The sequence below is a fragment of the Sphaerochaeta associata genome (genome assembly GCF_022869165.1).
Lineage (GTDB): Bacteria > Spirochaetota > Spirochaetia > Sphaerochaetales > Sphaerochaetaceae > Sphaerochaeta > Sphaerochaeta associata.
Genome location: NZ_CP094929.1, coordinates 2,141,755 through 2,153,051, shown reverse-complemented (window position 1 = coordinate 2,153,051; position 11,297 = coordinate 2,141,755). Strand labels below are relative to the sequence as shown.

Sequence of the window (11,297 nt, the reverse complement as noted above, 5' to 3'; positions counted from 1 at the left end):
AGTGATATAAAGGACCTGAAGAATGGAGAAACACGCATTACATCAGCGGATTCGTGCTCTTAGGGCGAGTTCCAAGCATTTGGCCGCCAGCTCCGAACAAGAGAGAAACGCTCTTTTGCTCACCATTGCCGAGAATCTGCGAACAGCATACCCCGCTATCGCATCCGCAAACGATGCAGATGTCAAGGCTGCACGGGAAAGCGGACAAAAAGAGTCGTTGATCAAACGCCTCATATTCTCCGAGGAGAAGTTGGAAGCTTCGCTTGCCGGCATACGCCAGGTGGCGCAGCTTGCAGATCCCATCGGGAAGGTGAAGCTGCGCAGGCTGCTCGATACCGGTCTGTTGCTCGAACAAGTCACCTTCCCCATCGGGGTCATCGGTATGATTTTTGAAGCACGACCCGATGCTCTCATCCAGATAGTGTCTCTTTGCCTGAAGAGCGGCAACGGGATTATCCTCAAAGGGGGGAGGGAGGCTCAGCGAACCAATACTGTTTTGGTCGATGTCATCAAGCACAGCTGTATAGACTCACATCTGGGAGATGCATGGTTGACTCTTCTGGAAAGCCACAGCGATGTGGATCAGATCCTGGGAATGGACGATGAGATCGACCTGCTCATCCCCCGAGGCAGCAACCAATTCGTCAAGTATGTGATGGAGCACACATCGATTCCCGTTCTCGGCCATGCCGATGGGATTTGTCACCTCTACATCGACGAGAAAGCCGATCTTCAGAAGGCTGTTGAAATCGCCTTCGACTCGAAGACCCAGTATCCTGCCGCATGTAATGCAGTGGAAACCATCCTTGTGCATGAGAAGGTAGCCGATAAGGTGCTCCAGAGTTTGGCAAAGCGATTATCGGAGGGCAATGTGGTCATCCATGGTGACAGCGCCGTCTGCTCCTACATCCATGCCATTCCATATGAAGAGGGCGATTGGCGGCGGGAGTACCTGCAGAACGAGGTTAATATTCATATTGTGGACTCGCTTGAGCGAGCGATCGATCATATTGAAGCATATGGGTCTCACCATACCGATGTGATCGTCAGCGAAGATTCCCAGGCGGTCAGGACCTTCTTCTCCCAAGTCGACAGCGCTGATGTTTTTGCAAACTGCTCGACCAGATTTTCCGACGGATATCGATTCGGTCTCGGGGCGGAAGTAGGTATCAGCACGGCAAAAATACACGCCCGCGGCCCGGTGGGTTTGGAAGGTTTGATGAGCACCAAGTATCTACTAAGCGGATGCGGGCAGGTGGTTTCCACCTATGCAGGTTCGGTTCCCAAGCCTTTTCTGCATGAAGAGCTCTCATGCGAGGGTCTCTCCATGCTGACAGGAGAGCAGCTATGAGCCGTGAGTTGCAGGATGTAAAGCGTATAGTGCTGAAAGTGGGTACCAACCTGCTCAGTTCAAAAGACGGTATCGACGAGCTCTGCATCGACTCAATCGTCGAGCAGATCGCCCTTTTGATGCAGAAGAACTACCAAGTGCTCTTGGTGACCAGCGGAGCCATCGGCATGGGTGCGAAGGAGTTGCATCTGAAGGGCCCGGTCAAGCAGGTTGCCATGCGTCAGGCCTGCGCCTCCATCGGGCAGCTGCTTCTGATGTCCAGCTACCGCAGGGCATTCAAGAAGCATGGTCTGGTATGTTCGCAGATTCTGCTTACCCGCAAGGATCTGAACAACCGTCATACCTATGTGAACCTGCGCAATAGTGTTTTCACGCTTTTGGAGCTGGGGGTTATACCCATTTTCAATGAGAACGACGTGGTCAGCACTGCAGAAATCGGTTCGGCCTTCGGGGACAATGACCGTATGAGCGCCATGGTTGCAAGCAAAATTGATGCCGATCTTTTGATCATACTCACCGATATCCCGGGGCTGTATACCGCCGATCCGAAAAAGGACAGCAAGGCTGAACTTCTCTCGGAGATCGAGGTGTTGGATGAGGACATCCTCGCGTATGCAGGAGGGGCGGGCTCGACGTATTCAACCGGTGGTATGAAGACCAAGCTGCTCGCCGCCAAAATCGCGGCGGTTGCCGGCTGTGCAACCATCATCGCCAGCGGGTATGAGAAGAATGCCTTGCTCAGGCTGATGGAGGCGGAAACGCTGGGAACCTATATTCATCCGGCCAAACGGCTCAGCCAACGTGAGCGTTGGATTCTCAACAACTCCCACCAGGGCTCCATCGAGGTTGATGATGGTGCGAAACAAGCCCTGCTCTCCAAGAAGAGCCTGCTGCCCAAAGGGGTGGTTCGGGTGCATGGGGTTTTCTCCGAAGGAGATGTGATTCAGGTGTGCTCTGCTGACGGGAAGCCGTTCGCCAAGGCTGTGCCCTATCTGAACAGTACCGATATTGCAAGTGTTGCCGGGCACAGCAGCAAGGATATCCAACGGATTCTGGGAACCGGTTACAAGGACATGATTTTCCGTCCTGAGGATTTGGTGTTGCTCGACGATGTTGAATAACTATCGGATTTACCGCAGAAAGCAAGAGCTCGGAAGGCGAATAACCCGGTTGCATAATACCGAGCAGCTTGCCGTCGGTATTCTCGATACAGGTAGTCTGGAGCAGTTGACCAGCTGCTTGGATTGGTACACAAGCGAAATGAATTTCAGCCTGCATGTCGTCACCCAGGAAGGGCGTTTTGACTTGACCGGTATGCAGGAAGCGTACAAGGATGTGACCTTCCTGGTTTTTACCAGCCATACATTCACCGGTGAAAAGGTCAATGCAGTTGCCAATGAGTGCAGGACAAACCTCTTTCTCATCGTTCGGTCCGACTTGCTGTTGGTGAAATTCGATGGTCCCGCTCTGTTGGACGCAATGGCGCAAAGCGACCATCCGGCTGCGTTTGCTGCTGTTGTTGCCAATGCCTACCGGGAAATCATCCCGTGTCGGAGGATGCCGCGCTTGGTCGAACGTGAATTGGATCCCGATTCCGGTTTTCCCAGTCTGGAGGAGAGTGTAAGTCTTCCCTCGCTCTATCCTTTCATGTGCCTTGGTCTGTACGACAGGGCCTTGTTTCAGCGGCTTCGGGGTTTTGACGAGGCTATTCACAGTGAATACTGGCAGGCCTTGGATTGGGGGCTTCGTTGTCACCTGCTCGGATACACGGTTGCAATCAACAGTGCCTTGATGATGCAGTTTCCCGATCGCGAAAGTGTCATAGAAGACCGCAGCGAGGCGGAAGGGTACCTGAGGTGTTATACCAAGGCCCTCTCCGTACAACAAATCAATACAAAGAATTTAGCAAGGAAGTACAAGGGCTTTGTCGACAAGGATGTTTATCAGACCGAAGTGAAGAAACGGATGCTCTGGTTGCAGAAACTTGACTTTGCCGGACTGTGCGCCCGTTGGCCCAAGGAGGATGTGTGAAGAAGGTTTTAGCGTTGATAGGCTTGCTTGTGGTGTGCGCCCTGCTTTCTGCCGCTTCCGATCCCTTTGCCTATCCGGTGAAAACTGTCATTCTGGATGCCGGACATGGTGGTCACGATCCGGGAACCTCCTATGCATGGAGCTTTGCAGGAGGAACGGTCTATGAGCGCGACCTTACACTGGACATCACCAAGCGCCTGTATGCGTTGTTGGCCGTCTCTCACCCTGATCTGCAGTTAGTCATGACTCGGACCGACGATACCTACCTCACCTTGGAAGAACGTTGCGCCAAAGCATACTCCCTTCCTCTCAGACCGCAAAGCAGCGCTCTCTTTGTTTCCATCCACGTCAACAGCGCCCAGGCCGGGGAGGCCTCAGGATTTGAGATTCTTACCAAGGCTCAGAACAAGCGCGTGACTTTTCTCGACGAGAAAACACCGATTGAGAACATAAGCCTTTTCTCATCACATTCACTGCTCTCGCTCAACCGATTGCTCAATCATCGTAATCTTGTAGTGGCTTCCAACTTTGAGAAGACCTTGTCCGAAAGGCTGATCACCAGTCGAAATCGGGGGGTAAAGGAGCGGGACATTTTTGTTCTGAATGCCAGTAGAATGCCGGCGGTCTTGGTGGAAGTGGGTTTCCTGACGAACGAGGAGGATGCGCGCAACCTTGTTTCACCCCAATACCGTCAGCGTGTAGCACAGGCTTTGGCAACAGCCGTCGAGCTTTGCCTCTGAAAAGGAGGTTCTTTTGCGCGACTATGATGTGAGAAGAACACTTGGTTCCCTCTACTCCCCCGACAAGGAACCCACTCTGGTTCAGGTTCCTCAACAGCTTTTCTGCATTGTCGATGGAGAAGGCAAGGCTGAGGAGGAATCGTATGAGCTGGCAGTCCAACTGCTCTTTGCAATGAGCAACACCTTGCATGCCCAGTTCGGCAGGCACCGGTTGTACCAAAGCTTTACCATTTCTCCGCTTGAGTGTCTGTGGTCGCCATTGGAGGTTGAGAACCGCCAAACCTGGCGTTGGTCTGCCATGATCGCCCAACCCGAGTGGCTCAGCGAGGAGCTTTTCCTTCAGGTGCGCGATCAGGTTGCCTTCAAGCAAGGCCTGTATACAGGTTCGGCTTACCTCGGTTTACTGGAGGAGGGCCTGTGTGTCACCGCGATGCATACAGGTTCCTACGAGGATGAAGGTGCAACCATGGAAAGGATGCAAATATTCTGCGATGAACACGACCTGAAAAGGGTCGGGACTTCGCACAGGGAAATCTATCTGGATAAAAACAGGCATACGCAATCCGAACTGCTGAGGACGGTCATCAGATTTCCCGTTGCAGCGCTGTAAGTTATTGTTCTTCCTTGGTCTTTCTGCGCTGGGCGACCAACAGGTCCATTTTCAGCTTTTTAAGTTTGGACGAGAGGCTTACCTTGTAGATATGCGGATTAATCTGGCGCAAGTAACTCTTGTGGAACGTTTCAAGGCTCTTCTGGGCGTATGCCTGGATTTGTTGCAGAGACGGTTTCTCGACCAATCGCCTGCCTTCCTGCATGACCATTTTCAGCAACGGTTCACACCGTGCATATTTATCGCTTTGCATCTCAAAGAAATCGGCTTCGGCGAAAGGATGGTAGAAGGTGTACTTCCTACCGGCAGTAATTTGCTCGTTATCCAGGGTGACAAGGTCGGCCAACGCCCCGCCTTCAGCATCATAGAATCGATAGACCTGCTTGATTCCGGGGTTTGTGGTTTTCTCGAAGCTGTTGGAGATTTTCATCGTAGGAACGATGCTTCCATCCTCTTTCTGCTTGGAAGCAAGCTTGTAGACGCCGTTCAGCGAAGCCTGGCTGCCGCCGGTGACCAGATGCGTTCCGATTCCCCAGCTGTCGATGGGTACTTCGTCGTGCACCAATGTTTGTACGATTTCTTCGGTCAGGTCGTTTGACACCACGATTCTTGCATCGGTAAGGCCGGCGTCATCGAGTTTCTTCCTGATCACCCGTGGAAGGTAGGAGAGGTCTCCGCTGTCTATGCGCACTCCGATGGATTTTCCTTTCTTTTGTTGCTCAAGACCGACGATGATGGCGTTGTCGATACCCGACCCCAGCGTATCGTAGGTGTCGATGAGCAGGACTGCATTGTCAGGATAGAGTCTTGCATACGTACGAAAGGACTCCAATTCACTGGGGAAGCTCATGATCCATGAGTGAGCCATGGTCCCGGCCACCGGAATATTGAAGGTCTTGCCCGCAAGCGTATTGCTGGTGACCTGACAGCCACCGATGAAGGCGGCCCGGCTGGCCGAAAGCGCGCCGTCGTTTCCCTGCGCCCTCCTCAGTCCGAATTCCATCAGGCTGCCGCGCTTGCTGGCCAGTGCCATTCGGGAGGCTTTGGTGGCTATCAGGCTTTGAAAATTCAAGGTGTTGAGCAGCAAGCCCTCGATGAGCTGGGCCTCGATGAGGTTGGTATGCACCCTGAGCAGGGGCTCGCCGGGAAATACCACCGTTCCCTCCTCGATGGCGAAAATATCACCGTTGAATCGGTAAGTCTTCAGATACTCGAGAAAGGATGGGTCGAACATGCCCAAGCCGCCCAGATACTCGATATCCGTGTCACTGAATTGCAGGGACTCAAGCTTGTCGACCAGGTCGTGCAGGCCGGCAAACACCACGTAGCCGCCCTCGAAGGGGTTGGTGCGGTAAAACATGTCGAAGACAACCTCGGGGTTGTGCTTGTTCAAGTAATACCCTTGCATCATGGTCAATTCATAGAAATCGGTTATCAAGGCGCTTGTATGCATTGTTTCTTTCCTCAGGCTCTTGCCTCGATCTTGGTGAAACCGGTATACGGCACCAAGGAATTGGGAATGAGCACCGAACCATCCTCGGTTTGGTAGTTTTCCAGGATGGCGACCATGGCTCGACTGAGGGCGATTGCCGTTCCGTTGAGCATATGGACGAACTGCGTTTTCCCATTTTCATCACGGTATCGGATGGAGAGGGAGCGGGCTTGGTAGTCGGTGCAGTTGCTGGTGGAGGTTACTTCGCCATATTCGCCGTTCTCACCGCGACCAGGCATCCAGGCCTCGATGTCAAATTTGCGATACGCAGGAGCCCCCAGGTCTCCGGTACAGGTATCGACGATGCGATACGCAAGTCCCAATCCGGAAAAAATCTCCTCTTCGATGGCCAGCAGCTGCTGGTGGTATGCATCCGATTGCTCGGGCAGGCAGTAGATGAACATCTCAAGCTTGGAGAACTGGTGTACTCGGTACAAACCCTTGGAGTACTGTCCGGCGCCACCGGCTTCACGACGGAAACAGTGGGAGAGCCCTGCCATTTTGATCGGCAGCTGTTCGCGTTCGAGAATCTGGTCGGCATAGTACCCGCCCAAGGTAATCTCGGCAGTCCCTACCAGACATGACCCGGTGCCTTCAATGGTATAGATGTTGCTCTCCTCGCCGCGGGGATTGAAACCAATGCCCGAAAGAATCTCTTCCTTGGCGATATCCGGGGTGATGAAAGGGGTGAAACCATGTTTTATCACGATGTCCATGGCATATCGCTCCAGGGCCATCTGCAGAATGACAGCCTCACGCTTGAGGTAATAGAATTTCGGTCCGGAAACCCTGGTGGCGGTGTCGAAATCGATGAGGTCCAACGTCTCCCCAAGCTGCACATGGTCCTTGGCCTTGAAGGTGAAGCGAGGGATGGTGCCTGAGAATTTGATGGCGGTGTTATCCTTGTCCTCTTTTCCAACCGGGGCATCGGGATGGGCGTAGTTGGGTATGGTCCGCGCTTGTTCGCTGAAAGCCTGCTCGGCTGCATTCAGCTGTTCTTCTACCGATGCGATGCTCTCCTTCAAGCCTTTCCCTTCAGCGATAAGGACCGCTCTGTCCTGGGGATCAAGCTTACCCTTCATTTTTTGGGCATTTTCATTGCGCTTCGCCCTCAGACTCTCCGCTTCCATCATCAAGGCCGAACGTCGCTCCTGCAACTCGATGATTGCATCGATATCGACGTTCATATTTCGTACACGGATGTTCCGCTCTATCTCATCACGTCTGCTTTTCAGCTCTTTCAAATCAATCATGCTGTTTCTTTCACCTCTTCTCTGAAATTTCTTGTGCAAGCAATGCCCTGTCTTCCATCGCTTTTGATTTCTCACAACTCGATTGTACCGCATGCATGACCACCGCGTCGAAAGCTCCTTCGGAAAGTGCCTGCATGCCCTCGATGGTGGTTCCTCCGGCCGAGCACACCATGGTGGCAAGCTCCACTGGATGGCTCTTTGAGCTTGAGAGCAGGGCATTGGTACTGTTCATCGTAGCACTGACGATCTCGAGGGCCTGGGAATAGGGAATTCCTCCCTTGACTCCTCCCATGCTCAGTGCATGGCAGAACTGAAGCATGAAGGCGATGGCCGAACCGCTGATGCCGATGAAGGCGGAGAACTGGTTCTCGTTCAGTGCAAAGGCTTGTCCGAAGGACTGGGCAATGCTCCTTGCATAGGCGATATGCTCCTCAGAGCAGTTTTGATGGGCTGCATATGCAGTCACCGCCGCTTTCTGGGATGCGGCGATATTGGGCATGAATCGAACAACCTGTTCGCTTTCAAGCTCCTTCGCCAAGACCGAAAGAGGTACTCCTGCTGCAATGGATATCCATGCCTTTTTACTGCTTTGCTGCTTCCTCAGCAAGGGATAGAGGGAGGGGAGTATCTGCGGCTTTACGGCGAGCAGGATGCACTCAACGTTTGCCAGCAGATCCTCTAGGCTGGATGCCGCTTCAATATCGGCGAGCTTGTTGAGGTCTTCCACCTTGCGAGGGTCGCTGTCATACACAATCGCTTTGCCGGGAAGGCTTCGGGCGATTGCTCCCCCCATGTTCCCGCATCCGATGATTCCGAGCTTCTGCATGCTCACTCCTTCCAGGAAAGGCGATGCAGCGTTCCCGTTGCGCTAAGTTGGGGAAACTGTGCCTGCCTGAGATATTCGTAGGTCGCGATGGCCACACTGTTGGACAAGTTCAAGCTGCGCGCCTCTGAACGCATGGGAATGCGTACACAGGTGCCTTGGTGATTGACAAGAATGGATTCGGGGATGCCCGCGCTCTCCTTGCCGAAAACCAGGTAGGTTTCTTCAGGGTATGAGACATCGGTATAGGAATGCCGCGCCTTGGTGGTGAAGAAGAAAAGGTTTTCAGATCCCTTCCGCTCCATGAACTCATCGATGTGAGCATACTCGCACAACGTCAACAGCGGCCAGTAGTCGAGGCCTGCCCGCCTGAGGTGTTTCTCGGAGAGACTGAAGCCCAAAGGATGGACCAGATGCAAAGTCGCCCCGACTGCTGCGCAGGTACGGGCTATATTGCCGGTGTTCTGTGGTATTTCTGGTTCAAACAGGACGATATGCAGAGCCATGGGCCTCCCCCTACGGCAAATCTACCACTTGCGGGGAATCAGTACAAGGTGGTCTGACTTAGAGCTGTATCAATTATCAACCTTGTAAAGCAAGGAGGTTTGTTCTAGACTTGCTTCAGTTTGGAGGTGCAGCTATGGCTGAGATGCTGAAAGCACTGGTATTGGGTATTGTACAGGGAATAACCGAGTGGCTGCCGATCAGCTCGACAGGCCATCTGCTGCTGCTGGACGAGGTGCTTCACATCAGTCTTGGCGACGATGCCAGGGAGCTCTTCATGGTCATCATCCAGCTTGCCTCCATTTTAGCTGTCGTCGTGCTCTATTTCTCTACGCTCAATCCCTTTACACCACATAAGGACAAGCAGCAGCGCAACGCAACCTACCTGCTTTGGGTAAAAGTCCTTATTGCTACCATACCCGCAGGGATCGCAGGGGTTTTGCTGGACGACTACATGGAGGCTCATCTGTATCGTTGGCCGGTGATTGCATCTGCCTTGTTTGCCTACGGGGTGCTTTATTTATTTTTGGAAAAGAGCAGCATTGGCAGGGCTTCAAAGCGGGTGACGGACCTTACATCGCTTACGTATAGGGATGCTGTGATGCTTGGCTGCTTCCAGATGCTTGCCTTGGTCCCCGGAACCAGCCGCTCCGGTTCAACCATACTGGGCGGGATCGTCATTGGCTTGGAACGGCAGGCAGCGGCCCAATTCTCTTTCTTCATGGCCATCCCGATTATGGCTGGAGCTTCTCTGTTGAAGCTGCTCAAGCTCGGTTTCTCCTATTCTGTACAGGAGTATGTCTTGCTCGCCGTAGGCTTTGTCAGTTCGTTCATCGTCTCTCTACTCTGTATCAAAGTCCTGATCGCCTATGTGCGCAAGCACGACTTCTCGGTCTTCGGCATCTACCGAATAGCCCTTTCCATCGTGGTTGTTGCCTTTTTTCTAACGGTGGGAGCCTAGTATGCTGCTGCTCATACTCATCTACCTTGCGTTCATCAGTCTCGGCCTTCCAGACGGTGTCCTGGGAAGTGTCTGGCCGGTCATGCGTCTTGAACTGGGGCTTCCCTTGGCGAGTGCGGGTTTGCTGGGTGCCGTCGGTTCCATTGGGACGGTTGCATCGGCTCTGCTCAGCTACCGCCTGATAAACAGATTCGGAACAGCGAAAGTAACTCTTGTCAGTGTATTGATGACGTCCTTGGCTTTGTTCGGATATTCGATTTCCTCGACACTGCCGGCTCTCATGCTCTGTGCAATTCCGCTAGGTCTTGGAGCGGGTTCTGTTGACTCGGCGCTGAACAACTATGTGGCATTGCACTATGAGGCACGGCACATGAATTGGCTGCACTCCTTCTGGGGACTGGGTGCAACTTCAGGGCCTATGGTGATGGCTCTGGTTCTCTCCCTGAATCTGAGCTATAGGGCGGGGTACCGTACCCTTGCTGCGTTGCAGATGCTGTTGGTCTTTGCCTTGCTTGCCTCCATTCCCTTGTTTGAACGACCGAAACAACACGATGAAACGGTACACAAGAGCAGCAAGGCAAAAGGCATCAAGCACAAGGCCCTACCGTTTGCCCTGTTGGGTTTCTTCTTGTATTGCGCCTTGGAGGTGTCCACCGGCCTTTGGGCGGTAAGCTATCTCGTAGAGGTGAAAGGCCTGGCTGCGACCCAAGCCGCTCTGTACGGCTCGTTTTTCTTCCTGGGGATTACGGGGGGCAGAATTCTCAGCGGGTTTGTATCGATGCAACTTTCCAATACCAAGTTGATCTATATTGGTTTGGCGCTGTGTTTGGTCGCTTTGTTCCTGCTGTGTATATCTCCTCTCTCGTTTGCAGGGTATTCACTCCTGGTACTGGGATTGGGATGCGCTCCGATCTTTCCCAGCATGATACACGAGACACCCCGAAGATTCTCCATCGAGGCAAGTCAACGCATCATCGGCCTGCAGATGGCCTCGGCATATGCAGGAAGTACGCTGACTCCTCCACTGTTTGGTTTGCTGGGATCTGGGATCGGCTTGCAGTGGATGCCGCTGATGCAGTTATGCATCCTGCTGTTGCTCTTTCTGTGCATGCTCCTGCTCGACCGCCTGACGAAGGTCCATACCCTCTGATTGTGTTTTCAAAAGAAGGATGTGGCTGCTTACACCGATTCCTACAACCAGAAGGATGAGCATAACAACAGGCCTTCTCATGAGGATTGCAGAAATGCCGAGCGAGCTCCACAGCCATATCAAAGCTTCCTTTTTTGTCCTCATCGGCACCCCTGTCTTGTTTCTATAGTGGGTGATGTAGGGACCGAACATATGGTTGTTCTCCAATGTTTTGGCCAACTTGGGACTTGAAACTGAAAAGAGCAGGGCTGAGAGAAGGACGAACGGGGTGGTGGGAAGAATGGGGATTACCACCCCGATACCCCCTACCGCCAGAGAAAGCAGGCCCAGGATAATGAAAAGCCATCGTTTCAGCATGCATCCTCCTCTGTCCCAGTAGAAC

General features: G+C 53.1%; 12 protein-coding genes. 7 read left to right on the top strand and 5 right to left on the bottom strand.

Translation table 11 applies throughout. The annotated features are described in order from the left end of the window. The first annotated feature begins 22 nt into the window (after positions 1 to 22). From MUG09_RS09980 to MUG09_RS09960, 5 genes are read left to right on the top strand one after another with little or no spacing between them, the layout of a single operon-like run. Positions 23 to 1,351 (top strand): glutamate-5-semialdehyde dehydrogenase, encoded by a 1,329-nt coding sequence (locus MUG09_RS09980; protein ID WP_244771279.1) that lies wholly within the window; start codon positions 23 to 25, stop codon positions 1,349 to 1,351. Beyond that, the gene (gene proB / locus MUG09_RS09975; RefSeq protein ID WP_244771278.1) at positions 1,348 to 2,472 is read left to right on the top strand and encodes a glutamate 5-kinase; all 1,125 of its coding nucleotides are present in this window, start codon (positions 1,348 to 1,350) and stop codon (positions 2,470 to 2,472) included. Before MUG09_RS09980 ends, proB begins: the two co-directional genes overlap by 4 nt. Continuing rightward, positions 2,462 to 3,382, top strand: coding sequence for a glycosyltransferase family 2 protein (locus tag MUG09_RS09970; protein WP_244771277.1), 921 nt, complete (start codon positions 2,462 to 2,464; stop codon positions 3,380 to 3,382). Before proB ends, MUG09_RS09970 begins: the two co-directional genes overlap by 11 nt. After that, the gene (locus MUG09_RS09965) at positions 3,379 to 4,122 is read left to right on the top strand and encodes an N-acetylmuramoyl-L-alanine amidase family protein (protein WP_244771276.1); all 744 of its coding nucleotides are present in this window, start codon (positions 3,379 to 3,381) and stop codon (positions 4,120 to 4,122) included. Before MUG09_RS09970 ends, MUG09_RS09965 begins: the two co-directional genes overlap by 4 nt. 13 nt (positions 4,123 to 4,135) lie before the next feature. Next, positions 4,136 to 4,732, top strand: coding sequence for a GyrI-like domain-containing protein (locus MUG09_RS09960; RefSeq protein ID WP_244771275.1), 597 nt, complete (start codon positions 4,136 to 4,138; stop codon positions 4,730 to 4,732). Between the two features lies 1 nt (position 4,733). Here the strand turns inward: MUG09_RS09960 and MUG09_RS09955 are convergent, their stop codons facing one another. From MUG09_RS09955 to MUG09_RS09940, 4 genes are read right to left on the bottom strand one after another with little or no spacing between them, the layout of a single operon-like run. Continuing rightward, complete coding sequence (locus MUG09_RS09955) at positions 4,734 to 6,185, bottom strand: nicotinate phosphoribosyltransferase (protein WP_244771274.1); 1,452 nt, start codon at positions 6,183 to 6,185, stop codon at positions 4,734 to 4,736. Between the two features lie 11 nt (positions 6,186 to 6,196). Continuing rightward, on the bottom strand, positions 6,197 to 7,477 hold the full coding sequence (serS, locus tag MUG09_RS09950) for a serine--tRNA ligase (RefSeq protein WP_244771273.1): 1,281 nt from the start codon (positions 7,475 to 7,477) through the stop codon (positions 6,197 to 6,199). 10 nt (positions 7,478 to 7,487) lie between these two features. Beyond that, complete coding sequence (gene proC / locus MUG09_RS09945; protein WP_244771272.1) at positions 7,488 to 8,303, bottom strand: pyrroline-5-carboxylate reductase; 816 nt, start codon at positions 8,301 to 8,303, stop codon at positions 7,488 to 7,490. 2 nt (positions 8,304 to 8,305) lie between these two features. Beyond that, positions 8,306 to 8,806 (bottom strand): tRNA (cytidine(34)-2'-O)-methyltransferase, encoded by a 501-nt coding sequence (locus MUG09_RS09940; protein ID WP_244771271.1) that lies wholly within the window; start codon positions 8,804 to 8,806, stop codon positions 8,306 to 8,308. A gap of 134 nt (positions 8,807 to 8,940) precedes the next feature. On the opposite strand from MUG09_RS09940, the gene MUG09_RS09935 reads away from it, so the two are divergent. Both MUG09_RS09935 and MUG09_RS09930 read left to right on the top strand, forming a co-directional pair. Next, the gene (locus MUG09_RS09935; RefSeq protein ID WP_244771270.1) at positions 8,941 to 9,765 is read left to right on the top strand and encodes an undecaprenyl-diphosphate phosphatase; all 825 of its coding nucleotides are present in this window, start codon (positions 8,941 to 8,943) and stop codon (positions 9,763 to 9,765) included. Position 9,766: 1 nt separating this feature from the next. Beyond that, positions 9,767 to 10,915, top strand: coding sequence for an MFS transporter (locus MUG09_RS09930; RefSeq protein ID WP_244771269.1), 1,149 nt, complete (start codon positions 9,767 to 9,769; stop codon positions 10,913 to 10,915). Here MUG09_RS09930 and MUG09_RS09925 read toward each other — a convergent pair. Continuing rightward, positions 10,844 to 11,272, bottom strand: coding sequence for a YbaN family protein (locus MUG09_RS09925; protein ID WP_244771268.1), 429 nt, complete (start codon positions 11,270 to 11,272; stop codon positions 10,844 to 10,846). The two genes, MUG09_RS09930 and MUG09_RS09925, sit on opposite strands and share 72 nt — an antisense overlap. Positions 11,273 to 11,297 lie beyond the last annotated feature (25 nt).

Bases quoted from the DNA above. Each gene is read 5' to 3' on its own strand.
- MUG09_RS09980 (WP_244771279.1), top strand. From the start codon at position 23: ATGGAGAAACACGCATTACATCAGCGGATTCGTGCTCTTAGGGCGAGT.
- proB (WP_244771278.1), top strand. From the start codon at position 1,348: ATGAGCCGTGAGTTGCAGGATGTAAAGCGTATAGTGCTGAAAGTGGGT.
- MUG09_RS09970 (WP_244771277.1), top strand. From the start codon at position 2,462: ATGTTGAATAACTATCGGATTTACCGCAGAAAGCAAGAGCTCGGAAGG.
- MUG09_RS09955 (WP_244771274.1), bottom strand. From the start codon at position 6,185: ATGCATACAAGCGCCTTGATAACCGATTTCTATGAATTGACCATGATG.
- serS (WP_244771273.1), bottom strand. From the start codon at position 7,477: ATGATTGATTTGAAAGAGCTGAAAAGCAGACGTGATGAGATAGAGCGG.
- proC (WP_244771272.1), bottom strand. From the start codon at position 8,303: ATGCAGAAGCTCGGAATCATCGGATGCGGGAACATGGGGGGAGCAATC.
- MUG09_RS09940 (WP_244771271.1), bottom strand. From the start codon at position 8,806: ATGGCTCTGCATATCGTCCTGTTTGAACCAGAAATACCACAGAACACC.
- MUG09_RS09935 (WP_244771270.1), top strand. From the start codon at position 8,941: ATGGCTGAGATGCTGAAAGCACTGGTATTGGGTATTGTACAGGGAATA.
- MUG09_RS09930 (WP_244771269.1), top strand. From the start codon at position 9,767: ATGCTGCTGCTCATACTCATCTACCTTGCGTTCATCAGTCTCGGCCTT.
- MUG09_RS09925 (WP_244771268.1), bottom strand. From the start codon at position 11,272: ATGCTGAAACGATGGCTTTTCATTATCCTGGGCCTGCTTTCTCTGGCG.